Here is a 17,788-nt window from a genome sequence, read left to right as displayed (position 1 = left end):
AGCTTATTGTGTTATTATATGTTAAAGCCTTTTGTAACGTTATGGTAAATATTAGAGTAGAAGTTTTAAATAGATATGAGCAGGTTGGTTATAGGTGGTTAGTTGATATTTATTCAATCTATATGAGTAAAGAGTTGCCACTAAAACTATATAAAGAAATTTGTAAATTATTTTACAATAGAGTGATACAAGACTGCCATTATTACTTCTACAATGAAGATTTTGAGGAAGTTCAATATGATTTCATCAACCCGCAAGCTGAGTGGGGCTTAGAGATAAGCTTCTTGCCTGGTATGACAGATAATGTAGGTAATACAGCAGAACAAATTGTTAGAGAATATTTATTAAGTAAGGGTCATATTTATAAAGATATTTATATTAAAGCAAGGAGCTCTAAATTGATTTTAGGTAAAGGGAACGCACCAGCAGAAGATAGTATAAAGCAAGAATTTAACCCTTTTACTGAGTACTGTAAGCTTGTTTATAAAGGAAACAGTAATTGTTGTTGGAAATATTATGGTAGATCAAATACTCACTCTGGTGTCATTTCAGCACTCTGCGCTGAAATGATAGAAAAGAAACTAACTACAAGCAAAAATAGAGCTAAATCTGTTAATTTGAACGTAAGTAACCAAGAACTTGAGAATATCAGCAGGAACGGAATTGATGGTAATGGCCCTTTAGGGCTCTCTCTCATAGCAATGCAAACTATAAAAGATTACTTCAAAAGACTTGGCAGGAATCCATATGATATTGAACTTGAATCTCTCGCGCAAACTTGGTCTGAACATTGTAAGCATAATATCTTTTGTTCTTCTATTGATGAAATAAAAGATGGCTTATATGCACATTATATTAAGCGTGCAACACATGAAATAAATTCTAAAATATGCGTATCAGTTTTCTCTGATAATGCAGGAGGGATAGTCTTTGATGACGATTACTTGATTATAGATAAAGTTGAAACCCACAATAGTCCTTCAGCTCTTGATCCGTTTGGAGGAGCAATGACTGGAGTGCTTGGAGTTAACCGTGATATAATAGGCTTTGGCAAGGGTGCAGAGCCTATAATGAATACTTATTATTTTTGCTTTGCCAAAGAAATAAGAGGTAAACTTTATAGGGACAAGGAATGCACTGACGAGGTTTTACTGCCGAAATATATAATGAAAGAAGTTATTCATGGTGTTAATGTTGCTGGTAATTCCTCTGGTATCCCGACGCAACTTGGGTCAGTGCATTTTGATGATAGATTTTGTGGTAAGCCATTAGTCTTTGTTGGAAGTGTCGGGATTATTCCTCGCAGTATAAATAACGTACCTTCACATATTAAGAAGCTTAAAAATGGTGATAAAATCATAATTATTGGTGGAAGAGTTGGAAGAGATGGAATTCACGGTGCGACGTTTTCTTCAGAAGCACTATCGAGGAACAGTTCTTTAACAGTTGTACAAATTGGTGACCCTATTATGCAAAAAAAATTATCTAATGCCATAATGGAAGCAAGAGATCTTGGTCTTTATAATGCAATAACAGACAATGGAGCAGGTGGCCTATCATCATCTATTGGTGAAATGGGAAGGGATGGGTTTGAGGTTGATTTAAGCAGGGTTCTACTTAAAAGCAATAATATGGCTCCATGGGAAATATGGATATCAGAATCACAGGAGAGAATGACCTTAGCAGTACCAGGAGAAAACCTTCCTGCGTTTAAGCAAATCATGAAAAAACATGATGTAGAAGTTAGTATAATTGGAGAATTTAACAATAGTGGCAAAGCTATTGTTAAATGTTCTGAAGGGATGGTAATCATGGATATAGAAACTGAGTTTCTGCACGATGGCAACCCTAGAGTTCATTTGCAGACAAAGCCTTGGTCTATAAAGACTAAACCTGAATCCTTATATAAAAGTATATACGATGGTGAATCTAAGCGCAAAATGGATTCTAATATCAAGCACTTGGATAATACCATTTACATGTCATGTGCTGGAGTGGCAACAAACTTTCCTTTTCTAGAAATTGAACTAAAAGAAATGCTAAGTAGGCCAAACATATGTAGTAAAGAGTTTATAGTGGTGCAATACGATCATGAAGTTCAAGGTTCATCAGTGTTGAAACCACTACAAGGCAAGGGAAGAGTATGTAGTGAAGTTATTGTCTCAAGACCAATCCTTTCTTCAAATAAAGGAGTTGTGAAATCGCAAGGGTTTGGCTCTAGCTATGGGGAAATTGACACTTATCATATGGCAGCATGTGCAATTGACACTGCCATACGCAGCTGTGTGGCTGCGGGAGGAAATATAAATCATCTAGCGTTGCTTGACAATTTTTGTTGGTGTGACGCTTATAACCCAGAAAGGCTATGGCAGCTAAAAAGGGCTGCAGAGGCTTGTTATGACTTTGCGACTGCATTTAAAACTCCATTCATATCTGGAAAAGATAGTATGTTCAACGACTTCAAGGGATATGATGAAAGTGGTAAGGAAGTGATGATCTCTGCACCACCATCACTGCTTATCTCAGCAATCGGGGTTATAGAAAATATCGAGAATGTAGTATCTCTTGATGTAAAAATGCCAGGAGATTTGATATATGTGCTTGGTGTAACTTATGACGAGCTTGGTAAATCCGAATATCAATTATATAGTGGAATAGGCAATAATAGTGTACCAAAGGTTAATGCAAAAAGTGCTAAGAAGTTGTATGAGCGTTATAACTTTGCAATAAAAGATGATATAATTGCTTCTGCAATTGCATCAAACTTAGGTGGGCTAGCTATTGCTTTAGTAAAATCGCTAATTGCAGGGGATCTAGGTGCTGAAATTGATCTTTCACTAGTACCAATAGGGGAAACGCAAAATAGGGATATAATAAATAAGATAATAATGTTTTCTGAATCACAAAGTAGAATTTTGATCACTATAGCACCACAGAGTCAGCAAAGGTTTGAGGAATTATTTAGAGGTGTAGCCTTCTCATGCATCGGTAAAGTAACAGAGGAAAAGTTCCTAAATATAAAGGATACCTTAAAAGTAGATCTGAAAGATTTAGAGAACAGTTACCGTAGTATTCTAATATAAATATTTTCTGTTATGCTAGAAATTCTTTCATTATGGGCAACGTTTATTTATAGTATAGATATACGTTATTTACTTTAAAGTAGGTAATTACATCTGTTTCTATTGCTTTTTCTGTTTATTAGTCTTTTTTACTTAATACTTAAAGTAGGTTAACATGGTATATTCCACTTCGATTATAAGACAGCTTTAGTTGTGAATTTAATAGCTAAATTTTATGACAAAAGGAAAATTATATATGGCCAATAATACGAATAGTGTTATGTTGTATTTTTGAATAGCAAAATTGTAGCTTGATGATATTAATTTAATATGCTATAATTTTATCCTCTTCATCCTTAAGATGATTGTCTTTAAAAAATTGAAGACTAAGTCTAGCTTTTGTATAGCAAATTTTGTTATTTTAACTATAGTAATCGGTAATTGATGAGAGAGTGCTGTTGCTTACATTTAATTCTATAAAAATTTTCTCTATATAAATATCTATCAATATACATCATGGACTTGGCTTTTGAGTTTTTTTAATGTGTTGAACTAAGTTTCTGCTTACTTTCATCAGTGTGTTTATTCTGCTTAGTAAGAAGGAAGTATGTTGGTTTTTTACTTAATCTGGGTTTTGATGCGATCTTATATTCTTGAGGTATAATAATGGCTGGCTTTTTTGTATTAACCCACATTAACTATAACAGTTTTATGAATTAAGATTTGCTTACTTTAGTAGTAAAATGTTTCTTGGAAGTTACTCTAGATAGATGAAATTTAATAACTTTACATACAATATTAAGCTTTGGTCTAGTAGAATGGATTCTGATATATGTATCCTTTTTATTCTGACTACATTTTTTTTGTGTTATTTTTCGTTTTCTTTCATTGTCTTCAACATAGGCTCAACTAAATGATATATCGGTTGCTCTTATTCTATAAGAGAAAGATATTGTTATTATGAGACAAATGGTGCAACTAAGATGAATCATTGAAATACACAAAACTGAGAAAAGTGAAAAGTTTACTTATATTTAAAAAAAAGGGATTTTAGATGCAAAATCAAAAAGTATTGAAGAGCTTGGAAAAGTAAAAAGGAGATAAAAGTGTTGAGGGTAAAAAATGAGTTAGTTGTAGTGGAAGTTGTTAATTATGTAGGAGATAAGCATCACAAGATGTTAGAGTATACCTTAGAACATAACTCCAAAGAGGATTTTAGTATAAGAATTAACTTATTAATATTTCATCGAGGTGCAATAGTTATGGTTGACACAGCAGGTAAAGCAGTTTGTGCTACATATAAATGTATAGCTCTATAACCGTCTGGCCACTTTTGAATGCTATCAACATCTGCATTATGTGGCTCTAGATTTTATTTTAAATAGGCGAAACTAACTTTATCCAAGAAGGACGAAGAGAAATTAAGAATATTTTTACAGAGTTTATAACTTCGGGATGGTGTAAAGAGATATTTTGTTATGTTTTGCTAAGTAAAAATCACCATCTGTATATCTGCTGTCTGATGTTCTTTATCAATTTTAGCAAAAGTATAAGAGCATATTTCGTTTCTTTATGGTCATTGCTCTACCTAAACAGGCAGCTTTGATCAAAATAGTTAAATTTATCAATTAATGTGAACGTTTCTTCATCTTTTCTATAATGTGTTGATTCAAACGCAGCAATTGAGTCTAACTCAGCAAGTTCTTCTATGGCAAAAAATATAATGGCTGATGGCTTAGTAACTAGCTGAGATCTGTATTATGTTATTTTTATATAATCTAAACTTATGGATTTGTTTTCACCTGAAACATTTGAATACTGTGGATTATTAAAAAATCTATTTATAATTGCTAATATTAAAACTACTGACAAATTTAACAATTTTCAAATAATGGAAGTCTCTATAGAGGAGTCACTTCCTCTTTTTATACATGATTATTTGTAACCAGTGATCACTGATCATGTAGTTAATCTGTTTTGGTAAAGTAGCTATGATCTTATCATTCAGTGCGATTTTTGCTTTACAGATATATTTTGATAATTTTTTCTCCTTCCTTGCAAAAAAGACTTAGATTTTAAGCTACCGTAAACTATTGCCAAGGGGTTACACCATTGTGCTCTATGAAGACTGGATCTGCTTTATGGCTTCATCTCTTTCTCCCTTTACAACAAATTTAAGAAGCTCTACCTTCCTCTTTAAAGGATTTATAGCTATAACTCCTAACCCTTGCTCATTGACAACTTTAGTTACTTACGTATTTTTTATCAGTAAGTAGTTAAATAGCTGTATTGTTAGCCTATGGACTCATTCTGACTTTCACATTATTTTAAAAGCTCTAATCCCTCTCAAGTTGTTTGCTAACGAAGTTCTTAACCCTGGATTACCTACTACAGCCTTTTGTACCTTTATTATTTGTAACTTTAATTACTAGCGTATTTTTATTATCACCGTTCATCAATTTTACCTACTATCCTTCCTCTGTAAAATAGAGTTATTCATTAATTTTTTCTGTTTTTAACCATCCTTTACTTCTAAAACTGTTTATATCATAACTTATCCACTTTGGCGCTAAGAAAGTGGTTGTAATATTTTAAATTGTTGTATTTGCTGTGTTTTTTCATTTTCATGAAACCACCCAGCAGTGATTTAGCTAATAGTCCAGTTAATTTTTCCCTTACCAGCTTTTTTTGTTTTACCACTGGGCACGCTTTACTAGCTTGCTATAAGTTGCCATATAGAGTAAGGTACCTTGCGCTAAAACCAACTTGCCTACTTTCTTCTTTTACGAGATTATGAATATTATCTCTACTTATTTTGCTTCTGTTAACAAGCAATTTAGTAGTTTTTTTATGTTTCCTAAAGGCTTTGATCTAGATTATTTTTTCATGTGACCTTGCTTAATATCAAATTAATAATATCTTGTATAATTCTTTTCTGCTTTTTTGTAGTAAGCTTACATTTCTTAAGTAAGATCTGCTCTATCAACTTTATTTATAAGCTTCTTTCCGGATGAAGATTGACTTTATTAGTAACCTAAATACCGAATTTCAACTTTGCTATTAGTAGTATTAAGTACTGCTTGTCATAATTTATTTACTTTATTAGTAATTAACTCTTGAGTAACTGTGCTTGGTCTGTTGTATCAATCTTATTGATTTAATATTTTAACTTTTTTTAAAAGAATATAGTTAATCCCAAGCTTCAAGTAAGATTTCTTTTATATTTAAGTTTTCTTAGTAGTACTATTTTAGAAAATGAATTCACGTAATTTAAGGCATCAAAACCTATGTTTATTTTAATCTTTGTGCATGCTTCTTGCTTATTAGTAAGGTAGATTAAAAGCTCATCTTCATCATTTCTTTTCAACAACTATTGTGTAACTTGCTGCAGGTAAACTAATGTTGGTGGGTCATTATTCTGATATCGTTTCTATCACAGTATAGGGAGCTAAAAGATACTAGCTCACAGTCCTTGTTTGACTGCACATAAGTCGTAGTAATAACATTTACTACTATTTCTGTACTGTAATGCACTTCTCCTTTAAATAGAGAATATCCTCTCTTATAGTAGAAATTTTTACCTGTCCGGACATTACAAGAGTTATTTTTATGGAGGTTGTATTTTTTACTCTCTTAAAACTCACTCAAAAAATGTTTTTAGTCACCTAATTTGTGAGTGCTGTATGTTCTCTGATGTGGAGAGACTGTAAAAATGTTATTGTTTTTTCTCTATCATCTTACTTCTTGAGCTTTATTCTTTTTATAATAAAACTGTCTACATTGTCTTTGCTTACAGGCTAGCTCAGAAACGTGCCTGTTGCAGTGTACTTTCTCTGATTGAATTTTACTGTGAGTGGATAAATCAAAGCTTTAGTATATAAAGGTTAAAAAAAGGGTTAAACCAAATTTAATTTAGAAAAGTAAAGAAATTAATTTAAATTTACCAAGCTGACAAAAAGCCTATTTTTGCCGTTATTTTTATTGATCTCTCTTAGCTACTATAGGATAAATTTATTGTTTATTTAGTGATTATTTAAATTAAAAGATTTAAATAATATAACGATTTCCATCATCAAAAGCTGGCAGTTGTGGGACAAGCTTACTTTAAATCGATAGGGGTATCCTTTAGAACTTAACTATGGATTGGAAAAGAGAGTGAAGAAAAGAAGGAAAGTAAGGTAACTCCTTGATATTCTATCTTACCTATGGTAGAAGATTATCTAATAAGTAAAAATATAACAGAATTGTTTTATTAATGCTATCTAAAGTTATTACATGAGTTGGACTTTCTAATGTTACCTTTACATGTTTGGTGATTCTGCTACAATGGCTATATTAGCAAGCAAAAATATAGGGTACCTCATATTGATTTGATGCATTATATAGCAGACTGTAAAAAAAGAATCTTAATGAGGTTTTTGCTGGAGTTGTAAAATTAAACAAAAGCGCTTGCTAGTTTTGTGATTTTAGATTGTATATGATCATCAATGAGAAGAAAATTACTTCTAGATCTAAGCTCAAAAGTTAGTAAGTTTGTTGTTTAGAGATGAAGACTATGTTAGAAAAAATAATATTTAAAAACTATTTAATAGAAATTTAAGCATATTTACAAAATAAGGAATATAAAAGACCGTATTAATTTCATTGAATGGAAGAAAGGTTTTGCTGAGAAAAAGGCCTATTATTGGAAACGGTTTTTGGCTACTTTAAGAGTGACTTAAAATAAACCATATACCTTTTCTGGTTGCATTTTTCTACGCTTGTTTATTGCGCTTTATAGCGCAAAACTTCTATTTTCAACGCTTTTTACTGGATGAATTCATGATTATCGTGTTTTGATACTGTGTGTATTGGATTAATAGTGCGAAACAGTTGATGTTTTTCTATTATTAAACGTAAAACTGTTAATCTAAAGTCATAGCTCTAGTATATCCCATAAGCTTAAAGTCTTTCGTTAATTTTACAGAATGTATTTCCTTATTATCTTGGTTATAGAAAGTAAATTTGTGGTCATCTAAGTTTAATATTGCAAAACCGAAGCCGAAGAAGTTTCTAACTTCATGTGCTAAGTAGTTTTTATCATTCGGATAACTAAATTCTACATTCCGGTAAAGCGGCTCCTGATCTTGAGCATGTAATAGTGCACCACCATTTCCGACTATGATCTGATCTGGAACATTGTCCATTAATAATATCTGAGCTATGTGAATGTGTCCGGAGACTATGGTAGTTATATTACTGGGAAATTTATCTCCGAAAGCTTCAATTTGTGTAAGATTGCCATGGCTTTTTAGTGTCAAAAATTCTTTTTTTATGGACCTCCAAAGCGGTTTATGAGTTAAAAACCATGTAGGCTTATCGGAACTGTTTTGTATTAGTTTATCAAATTGTTTTTTAAAGGTATTAGTTGTCCTTTGATTTGTAAGGATATCCTTACCAGATGAAGAGTCAAAGATGAAAAATCTAATCGGTCCAGCATCTAAGGACCAGCTAGGGATGCAATCTACACACTTTTCAGATGAAAGGGGATATGGATCTAGGTATCTAAACCATCCTTCATAAGCTCTATTACAGTCTTCATGATTCCCTCTAACAAAGAGAAAGGAAGATTGTAATAAAATATCCTTTGCGGGGGTAAACCAATCAGCATACCAAACTTCTTTATTATGTCCGTAAACATCACCACATTTTCTTGTGTTTCTACATTTTGTTTTTCTATAATGATAATCGCCAACATGGATAGTTAAGTCCGGTTTATGGAAAGCAATAGAATCCAAATTTTTTTTAAAAGGCCAGCTATCTGCGGAATTACATTCCTGCTGAAATAGTGTATTTGTTCTGCAGCCCGTATCACCAATAAAAGCAATTTTACTAATTTTTTCTGGTAGTATGGGAATTTGTATATTGTTAATACTAATGTTTTTAGCACTCGGTTTTATTGTCAGTTCACAAACTGTTTCAGTATGATTACCGTTACTAATTGAGCTACGGTTTAACATTTCTACTTTCTTACCATCAATATAAGCGATTGGACATATATCATTACCTATAATTGCGCGTACGCTTAATTTATTTCCAGGGATAACTTGAGACCATGTATATAATATTTGTGCGTGGACGGAGTAGAAACTGGTTACAAAGGGTAAAGTCAAAAAAACAAAAATGTTAGCTATATTCATTTATATAAAAGCCTAAGTTAAAAAATAGTAACATAATTACCTTAAGTAGATGAAGTTTATAATTATAAAAACCGTTATTTAATCGTATAGGTAATTTAAAAATTATTCTAGTATCAGATTGACACTTTAGATGAAAAATTTTAAAATGATTAAGTAATTTAAGATAATTATGTAGAGGCTAGAATAAGGCGCGGTCGTGGTGGAATTGGTAGACACGCAGCGTTGAGGTCGCTGTGGCTGTAAGAGCCTTGGGAGTTCAAGTCTTCTCGTCCGCACCAATTTTCTCTTATTGTTATTTATGTAAGTAGAATGTTGATAGAAAATCAAGGTAGAAACAAGGTAAAAAGAGCTGTTAGTGAGATTAGGTGTAGCCTACCAATTTTAATATATGATGAAAGTGATTATCTATTGTTTGCTGCTGCTGAAACTTTGGAGAGAGATTTGTTTGATCAGTATAAGGTTATATCAAATAATCTGTATATCACCTTAACTTCAGATAAGATGCAGTATATATTAAAGAATGGGAAAAGTGATAACAAACGCTTGCCGGTGAACAACTTTGATGAGCTGCTAAGTTTAGTAAACTGTTCAATAGAAGATTATACAGAGAGATTACAATGTTCAAAAACAATAGATGAATATGCTATTGCTTTGCTTAAGTTTTCAGAGTTACTACCGTACGCGTTGGTAGTTGATATGACTTTTAAAGATGAGAATGAAATGCGATATTGGTGTGAGAAAAATGATGTCATTGCGCTGGATACATCACTTGTAAATCATTTTCAACAGGATTATGGTGTATATGAAGTATGCAGAACATCTCTGTTTTTGAAGCAAGCTCGAAAGGTAAATATTGTATCTTACAGAACTAGAAGTTGTGGAAAAGAACATTATGCAATTATTATTGGTAGTCCAGGTGAAGAAGGTGAGCCGTTAGTGAGAATTCATTCTTCATGCTACACAGGTGACTTGTTAGATAGTTTATCATGCGATTGTGGAAGCCAGCTACATCAAGCAATCCAAGTGATATCTGATTCTGGAGGTGGTATTATATTGTACTTGATGCAGGATGGAAGAGGTATTGGTTTAGCTAATAAGTTAAGAGCGTATGGTGTGCAGAGAAAATATAACCTTGATACTGTGGATGCGAATAGAGTATTGGGTTTTAAAGATGATGAAAGAAACTTTACTATTGCAGCCAAAATACTTGAGAAATTAGACATCAAAAAAATCCAATTGCTTACAAATAACGATAGGAAGTTATTAGGGTTAAGAAGTAGCGGTATAGAGGTTACAAAATGTCTACCACTTATTATGGAGCGTAATGAACATAATGATTCATATATGGAGACAAAATTCAGTAAGTTAGGCCATAAGTTAAGGATTTTTTAGTTTTAATTGCTTTATTAATTTACTAAATTTATTGATGTAAATTAAGGTTTTAAGAGAATAAAGATGCTAAAGTTTTTTAAGCAGGAAAGAAATAGTAAGTTATTGGATAAAGATATAGATTGGAATTCGAGTCGCTATAGCATGGTTGTTGCTCAGAGAAATACTTTACTTCTATTTGTGTTAATATTGTCGGCGGCAATTTTTGTAAGCATATTAGCTATATTTAAAATTAGTACTAGTAGTACTATTGAACCATTTGTTATAGAAATTGATAAGAAATCAGGAATAGTGCAATGGGTTGATCCTGTTACGGTAAAACAGTATTCCGCAGATGAAGTGCTAAATAATCATTTTATTGCAGAATATATAAAATCAAGAGAGGTTTTTGACCCATATAACTATAATTATAACTACTATACAAAAGTGAGATTATTTTCCTCACCAAGTGTGTACAATGAGTTTAGAAATTATACAAAACTACAGAACATGGATGACCTTTTCAGTGTATATTCAGATTTTGTTAAAAATGAGTTTAAGATTCGCTCAATTCAGAAATTGTATGATAATACTTTTCAAGTGAGGTTCACTGTAGAATTTACACGAGAAGATGGAAGTTCTATAAGAAAAAATAAAATAGCTATTATGTCATATAGGTATGTGTTACTTGAAATGAATGATCAGCAAAGATATGTTAACCCATTAGGATTTCAGGTTACTTCTTATAGAGTAGATGATGAATATGTGTAGAGTATTATTGATTTTAGTTTTATTGATGAGTAGTGGTTTAAGTGCGTTAGTTGATTATAGTAAGCCTATTTCTGTAGACAGTAGAATAAAAACTTTTGTATATAGTCCTAATGAAGTATTTACAGTCGTTTTTAGTCAAGGTTACTATTCTTATATAGAGTTTGCAGAAGGAGAAAAAGTCAAAAATATTGCCGTTGGTGATGCATCTAGTTGGAAAATCAGTCCTTATGATAATAAATTACTCATCATGCCGTTTGAAGTTAGTGGTCGTACTAATATGATTATTACGACCACAAAAAAAAGGAATTACATTTTTGATCTAATCTCAAGGCCAAACTACGATAAACATCCAGATACTAATGCTGGGAAAACAAATCATGATTATTCTACTGAAAAAGATATATCTTATGTAATACGTTTTTATTATCCTCAAGAGGAGGATGAGTTTGATATTGATTTAGATGAAATATCAACTCCTACTCAAATGCAATATGTTGTAGATGATCTAGAAGACGTAGTACAGGAAAATGCTACAAAGTACAATTATACATATGTCGATAAAGGTGTTGATGCTGATATAATACCAGTAGAGTTATTTGATGACGGCTATTTAACCTATTTTAAATTTAGGGATAGTAGCAAAATACCTCAGATTTTTGTAGAGGAGAACAAAGCTAAATCGCCTTGTAGAAGGCTATTATTTGATGGTTATGTTGTAATAAAGGGGGTGCATAGGAAGTTATTTATGCGGTATGAAGGTGATGAAGTTGAAATTATAAATAGATCGTTTTAGCTTTGATATATGTAATATGAATAAAGATAGGCATAACAATTCAGAGAATGAGTCGGAAATAGAGAGCAAAGTAGTAATAGTTGGTTCTAGTCAAAGTTATAGAATATTAATAATTATTGTTTTGGTATTTTTAGTTGGTGGGGTGTATTATTACCTTTATTTTAATCCTTTTTTTAACAAAGAGAATATAGAAATCATTAAAAAGGAAGAAGTGAAGCAAAGTGTTCAAGAGTTAAAAGAAAAATTGGAAAAAGTTCCAGATGATACGATGGTTCATGAAAGGATAATAACTGATTTGCCATCTTTGCCTCCTCTTCCTATACCACAAATTATACCGGAAGTAAAGCAGGTTAAAAAAGAGAAAGTACTAAAGAAGGAGGAGGAAAAACCAAAAGAAACTCATGTATCAAATATACCTGTTTTGCCAAAACAAAATTTTCCTTATAGCAGTGTTAATAGTAATTTACCTACTTCATTGTCTGCAATAGGGAGTAGTGGTTATCCTAAAGATAGACGTGGTGCACAAATGTTAGCAATGTTAAGTAATGAGAAAGAGGCTGCTAATGCTATTTTGGCTGATACTTCAGCGCAGTTGAATACGGCTACCAAGATAGGAAAGCTCGGGTTTGTGATTGCTCAAGGTAAAATTATTGATGCTGTTCTTGAGACTGCAATAGATTCTGATCTGCAAGGTGTATTGCGTGCTATAGTTAGTGGTAATGTTTATGCAGAAGCTGGTGATACAGTTTTAATACCTAAAGGTTCGAGGTTAATAGGCAGTTATTCATTCGATTCAGATATAACAAGAGCACGCATAAATATAAATTGGAATAGGATTATTCTTCCACATGGAATAGATATTACCATTTCATCACTTGGTACCGATAAACTTGGTAGAGCAGGAATCACTGGCATGATTGATAATAAAGTAGTAAGTGCGTTATTTTCTTCAATACTACTTGCAGGTGTCTCAATTAGTTCAGCTATTATAGCGCAAAAGGCCTCTAATCTTATTGATGTGTTTACTGCCATGAATCTAGTGAGATCTATTGCTGTAACTGAAATAGATATCTCCCCTCTTAAGGATATTATTGGTAAAAAGAGCAGTTCTAAAGAGGATAAAGAGAGGGCAAAAAATGATGAGTGGAAGCTTGAATTTGGAGCTATCAGGAAAATTAAGAATGCATCTGATGAACAGAGTTTGCTTAAGATATTTAAGCAAGTAGTAAAAGATCTAGAATTAACTTCGATTGACGATAATAAAGTTGATGAAATTACTTTGGAGGATATAAAACTATTATTACAAAGGCAAGAAAACAAGTCTATCTACGAAGAATCAATTAAAAAATTAATTAACGATTTTTCTAGAGATATGCGGGATATAGTTAGTAGGTATACAAATAAAAAGCCAATTATTTATGTTGATCAAGGTACTGCGTTGAGAGTATTTGTTAACCAAGATATAGTGTTTTCTCCACAGGTGATATTAAATCAATAAGATGAACTATGCTGCACTTGATACATATTTAGAGCCGTTACAAGACATCTTTCAAGAAGAGGGTGTAAATGAAATATCAATAAATAAGCCAAAAGAAGTATGGATTGAAAATCGTGGTGAAATGAGATGTGAAAAATTAGAAGTGTTTGATCTTAATCATTTGAAGTCTCTTGGTAGGTTGATCGCTCAAGCTACGGAACAAAAATTGAGTGAGGAAGCACCGCTACTTTCGGCAACGTTGCCGAATGGGTATCGTATACAGATAGTATTTCCTCCGGCATGTGAGCCTGATAAAGCGATCATGTCGATTCGTAAACCTTCCACCATGCAATTAGCATTAGATGATTATGAGAAAATGGGAGCTTTTTCTGAGACTGCTATAGAAGTGACTGATAATCCAGTAGATCGTCACCTGTATCTGCTATTAAAGCAAAAGAAAATAAAAGAGTTTTTAGAGTACGCTGTAGTAAATAGGAAAAATATCATAATTAGTGGTGGAACTTCTACCGGTAAAACTACTTTTACTAATGCTACTTTGCGTGCCATTCCAGCTGAAGAAAGAATTATTACTGTCGAGGATGCAAGGGAAATCATTTTGAATGGTCATCTTAATAGAGTACATTTGATTGCCTCCAAAGGAGGGCAGGGCAGGGCAAAAGTAACTACTCAAGATTTGATAGAGGCGTGCTTACGTTTAAGGCCAGACAGAATAATAGTCGGTGAGCTGCGTGGGGCAGAAGCTTTTAGTTTTCTTAGAGCAATAAACACTGGTCACTCAGGATCAATATCAACTCTTCATGCGGATAGTCCAACAATGGCCCTTGAGCAAATAAAATTAATGGTTATGCAAGCAAACCTTGGTATATCTCCAGATCAGATTATGTCGTACATTAAGAATGTGATTGATATTGTCATTCAGCTAAAAAGGACCAGTGGAGGAAGAAGAAGCATTTCTGAAATATTATTTACTAGATCTATAAATGGAGATTTCTGAATTTATATAGAGTAAGAGAAAGTAGTTTATGAGTTATAGTGGAAACCACCTACGCAATATTTTGATAGGTGGTATTGTGGTTTTCAGTATACTAGAGTTTTGTTTCTATTTATCTGGGATATTGTTCTATCTGTTTGTTGATGGTCCAGATGGTGTGGATTTTAAAGCAGTTAACCCTAGTTTAACTCCTTTTCCTCAAGCTCTCTGGCCGACAATTTTTGATCATATACAATATTGTTGGTATCATCCAGAGTTATATGGCTCTGAACTCATAGTTAAACTAATTGTATCTTCTGTATTACCTATTATTATTTTGATGATTATTTTATGGAATTTAAGAGAGAGAATAATTGAATGGCGGCCATTTAAAAAAAAAGAATCGCTCCACGGAGATTCAAAGTGGGCGTCAGAGAAAGATATACGAAAGGCAGGATTAAGAAGCAAAAAAGGATTATTGCTTGGTAAGGATAAGAGAGGATATTTTATTGCTGATGGGTATCAACACACATTATTATTTGCACCTACAGGTTCTGGTAAAGGTGTTGGTTTTGTAATCCCTAATTTGTTATTCTGGACTGATTCGGTAATTGTACATGACATAAAATTAGAGAATTATGAAATAACGAGCGGCTGGCGAGAACGACAAGGGCAAGAAGTATACGTATGGAATCCAGCACAGCCAGATGGAATTAGTCACTGTTATAATCCATTAGAATGGATTAGCGAAAAACCTGGACAAATGGTCGATGATGTGCAGAAAATAGCAAATTTGATTATGCCTGAACAAGATTTTTGGCAAAATGAAGCAAGAAGTTTGTTTGTTGGAGTAGTACTATATTTACTTGCTACACCAGAGAAGGTGAAATCTTTTGGTGAAGTTGTACGTACGATGCGTAGTGATGATGTGGTTTATAACCTTGCTGTTGTTTTGGATACGATGGGTAAGGTTATACATCCTGTAGCGTATATGAACATTGCGGCCTTTTTGCAAAAAGCTGATAAAGAAAGGTCAGGTGTTGTTTCAACTATGAATTCATCGCTTGAATTATGGGCAAACCCGCTGATTGACACTGCAACTACGACGAGTGATTTCAATATTTTAGATTTTAAGAAGAAGAAAGTTACAGTTTATGTTGGGTTAACTCCAGATAACTTAAATAGGTTAAGACCTTTAATGCAAGTTTTCTATCAGCAAGCAACTGAGTTTCTGTGTAGAAAGTTGCCTTTAGATGATGAGCCTTATGGTGTGTTATTTTTAATGGATGAGTTTCCAACACTTGGGAAAATGGAGCAATTTCAAACTGGTATTGCATATTTTCGTGGGTATAGAGTTAGATTATTCTTGATTGTTCAAGATACTGAGCAGCTCAAAGGAATATATGAAGAAGCAGGAATGAACTCTTTTTTATCAAACTCAACTTATAGAATAACTTTTGCAGCTAATAACATTGAAACTGCTAATTTAATATCGCAGCTTATAGGGAATAAAACTGTGCAACAGGAGTCGTTGAATAAACCTAAGTTTTTAGATTTAAATCCTGCTTCAAGATCGTTGCATATCTCTGAAACACAGAGAGCGTTACTGTTGCCTCAAGAGATTATTATGTTGCCGCGTGATGAGCAGATAATTTTAATAGAGTCTACTTACCCAATTAAATCAAAGAAAGTTTTGTACTATAATGATAGTGCCTTCACAAGAAAATTATTTAAGCCAACTCGTGTACCTACACAGGAGCCGTATGACCCAAATAAAGTCTTTTCTGTTAGTAATAGTAGAGTTAGTGACGAAGAAGAGAATGATGCTGTTGTTGAAGGGACTAACACTGCTGATTGTCCTATTGAAGCTCAAGCTGAAAATGAGGCATGTGATGAATCGGAGATTGACGATAAATTTAAAGATGGAAGTATTGGTAATGAAGGTGTTGAAGACAAGTTTGAAGATGAAGAGAGTGATAATGAATTTGAAGATGAATTTGAAGATGAAAAAGATGATGATAGATTTGATGGCGAAGAGGATGAATTTGAAGATGAAAATATTGGCGATGAGTCAAAAAACAGTGAAAAGTAAGGTCAGCTTTGTCTATTTTCTAGTTTAGAAAATAAGTTATATTAATTTTTTACATTAAGTTATTTTTAATTAATTAGTATTAAATTAGCTATTTTAAGTAGGAAAGTAATAATGAACAATAAAAAAATATTAGTAGTTACAGTATTTGCTTTATTATTATCGCAACAGTCTTTTGCAAGTAAAACGGAAGGATTTTATTTTGATAGTGGATACCACAGTCAACTTTTTAATAGCATAGGTTTATTGAAAGTGAGAAAAATGGAAAATGATCCTAGAAAACACATAACTATAAATAAGATGTATCTTTCTAACAAGATAAAAGATCAAAAAACAAGTGAATATAGAGGAGACTATAATCCACCTTTTGCTGGAGGTATAGCATTTGGTTATGAAGGAAAGTTAGGTAACAATAATTATAGAGCTGAATTAGAAGGGATGTATTCTTCTGTAAAGGCAGATAATATTGGCTTGAAAGGTAACTGGGTGAGTGTATTGTACTTTAGGGTGATTGGGGAAGGTGAAAACAGAAAAACTTACATGTATGCTGCTAAAGTTGATAATGACCGAATTGAGAACACATCTATAATGGCAAATGCTTGCTATTACTTAAAAAGTGATAGTTTCTCTTTCTTTCCTTACATTGGAGCTGGAATCGGTTTAACAAGAATGAAAATGTTTGGTGAGGCATCAGTAGGACCTGCATATCAATTAAAAGCTGGTCTTGCTTATCGAATAAACAAAGATGTAAATATGCGTGTTGGATATAGACATTTTGGTGCCTTTAGTAAAGGCTATAAGCTAAAAGCAGATTTATTGGGAGAAGTAAAGTCAGGTACTTCAGGAACAAGATCGACACTTCTTGACGACAGTGTTAGAGGAATTCCACTAATAGGTATTGAAAAACAAGAGAATATAAATGCGAGTAGTGGGTTATTGACTACACATGGTATAGAAGCTGGTCTTACTTTCCATTTTGCTAATGAAGCTTAGCCTTTTAAGGAACTAGAATAGGTTTTTTTTGATCGTTCTGGTGCTCTTTTTTTTTGTTTTGTCAG

The 17,788-nt window shown here is 32.7% G+C and carries 10 protein-coding genes and 1 tRNA gene; 10 read left to right on the top strand and 1 reads right to left on the bottom strand.

The window, feature by feature from the left end; translation table 11 throughout:
• Positions 1 to 41 precede the first annotated feature (41 nt).
• Both GOY12_RS02325 and GOY12_RS02320 read left to right on the top strand, forming a co-directional pair.
• Positions 42 to 3,083 (top strand): phosphoribosylformylglycinamidine synthase subunit PurL, encoded by a 3,042-nt coding sequence (locus tag GOY12_RS02325; RefSeq protein ID WP_175818461.1) that lies wholly within the window; start codon positions 42 to 44, stop codon positions 3,081 to 3,083.
• A 1,085-nt stretch (positions 3,084 to 4,168) separates the two neighbouring features.
• Positions 4,169 to 4,381 (top strand): hypothetical protein, encoded by a 213-nt coding sequence (locus GOY12_RS02320; RefSeq protein WP_175818460.1) that lies wholly within the window; start codon positions 4,169 to 4,171, stop codon positions 4,379 to 4,381.
• Between the two features lie 3,585 nt (positions 4,382 to 7,966).
• On the opposite strand, the gene GOY12_RS02315 is transcribed toward GOY12_RS02320, so the two are convergent.
• The gene (locus GOY12_RS02315) at positions 7,967 to 9,241 is read right to left on the bottom strand and encodes a metallophosphoesterase family protein (protein WP_175818459.1); all 1,275 of its coding nucleotides are present in this window, start codon (positions 9,239 to 9,241) and stop codon (positions 7,967 to 7,969) included.
• Between the two features lie 190 nt (positions 9,242 to 9,431).
• On the opposite strand from GOY12_RS02315, the gene GOY12_RS02310 reads away from it, so the two are divergent.
• From GOY12_RS02310 to GOY12_RS02275, 8 genes are all read left to right on the top strand, one after another.
• Positions 9,432 to 9,519, top strand: a tRNA-Leu gene (locus GOY12_RS02310).
• A gap of 31 nt (positions 9,520 to 9,550) precedes the next feature.
• Positions 9,551 to 10,633, top strand: a complete 1,083-nt coding sequence (locus GOY12_RS02305) for a GTP cyclohydrolase II (protein WP_175818458.1) — start codon at positions 9,551 to 9,553, stop codon at positions 10,631 to 10,633.
• A 63-nt stretch (positions 10,634 to 10,696) separates the two neighbouring features.
• Positions 10,697 to 11,380 carry a VirB8 family type IV secretion system protein gene (locus GOY12_RS02300; protein ID WP_175818457.1) on the top strand — a complete coding sequence of 228 codons (684 nt, stop codon included), beginning with the start codon at positions 10,697 to 10,699 and terminating at the stop codon, positions 11,378 to 11,380.
• Positions 11,367 to 12,173, top strand: a complete 807-nt coding sequence (virB9, locus tag GOY12_RS02295) for a P-type conjugative transfer protein VirB9 (protein WP_175818707.1) — start codon at positions 11,367 to 11,369, stop codon at positions 12,171 to 12,173. The genes GOY12_RS02300 and virB9 overlap by 14 nt, the downstream gene beginning before the upstream one ends.
• A 16-nt stretch (positions 12,174 to 12,189) precedes the next feature.
• Entirely contained in the window at positions 12,190 to 13,671 is a 1,482-nt protein-coding gene (locus tag GOY12_RS02290; protein WP_175818456.1) for a TrbI/VirB10 family protein, read from the top strand.
• A gap of 1 nt (position 13,672) precedes the next feature.
• Positions 13,673 to 14,665 carry a P-type DNA transfer ATPase VirB11 gene (gene virB11 / locus GOY12_RS02285; RefSeq protein ID WP_175818455.1) on the top strand — a complete coding sequence of 331 codons (993 nt, stop codon included), beginning with the start codon at positions 13,673 to 13,675 and terminating at the stop codon, positions 14,663 to 14,665.
• Positions 14,666 to 14,693: 28 nt separating this feature from the next.
• Positions 14,694 to 16,733, top strand: coding sequence for a type IV secretory system conjugative DNA transfer family protein (locus GOY12_RS02280; protein ID WP_175818454.1), 2,040 nt, complete (start codon positions 14,694 to 14,696; stop codon positions 16,731 to 16,733).
• A 111-nt stretch (positions 16,734 to 16,844) separates the two neighbouring features.
• A complete protein-coding gene (locus GOY12_RS02275; protein WP_175818453.1) occupies positions 16,845 to 17,723 on the top strand; it encodes a P44/Msp2 family outer membrane protein in 879 nt (292 codons plus the stop codon).
• Positions 17,724 to 17,788: the final 65 nt, after the last annotated feature.

It is taken from the genome of Wolbachia endosymbiont of Dirofilaria (Dirofilaria) immitis (genome assembly GCF_013365455.1).
Taxonomy (GTDB): Bacteria; Pseudomonadota; Alphaproteobacteria; order Rickettsiales; family Anaplasmataceae; genus Wolbachia.
The sequence above is the reverse complement of the archived record's forward strand: the minus strand, read 5'-3'. Positions and strand labels throughout refer to the sequence as shown.

What these genes read in the sequence shown, in the direction of transcription:
- GOY12_RS02325 (WP_175818461.1), top strand. Translation starts at nt 42, where the DNA reads ATGGTAAATATTAGAGTAGAAGTTTTAAATAGATATGAGCAGGTTGGT.
- GOY12_RS02315 (WP_175818459.1), bottom strand. Translation starts at nt 9,241, where the DNA reads ATGAATATAGCTAACATTTTTGTTTTTTTGACTTTACCCTTTGTAACC.
- GOY12_RS02305 (WP_175818458.1), top strand. Translation starts at nt 9,551, where the DNA reads ATGTTGATAGAAAATCAAGGTAGAAACAAGGTAAAAAGAGCTGTTAGT.
- GOY12_RS02300 (WP_175818457.1), top strand. Translation starts at nt 10,697, where the DNA reads ATGCTAAAGTTTTTTAAGCAGGAAAGAAATAGTAAGTTATTGGATAAA.
- virB9 (WP_175818707.1), top strand. Translation starts at nt 11,367, where the DNA reads ATGAATATGTGTAGAGTATTATTGATTTTAGTTTTATTGATGAGTAGT.
- GOY12_RS02290 (WP_175818456.1), top strand. Translation starts at nt 12,190, where the DNA reads ATGAATAAAGATAGGCATAACAATTCAGAGAATGAGTCGGAAATAGAG.
- virB11 (WP_175818455.1), top strand. Translation starts at nt 13,673, where the DNA reads ATGAACTATGCTGCACTTGATACATATTTAGAGCCGTTACAAGACATC.
- GOY12_RS02280 (WP_175818454.1), top strand. Translation starts at nt 14,694, where the DNA reads ATGAGTTATAGTGGAAACCACCTACGCAATATTTTGATAGGTGGTATT.
- GOY12_RS02275 (WP_175818453.1), top strand. Translation starts at nt 16,845, where the DNA reads ATGAACAATAAAAAAATATTAGTAGTTACAGTATTTGCTTTATTATTA.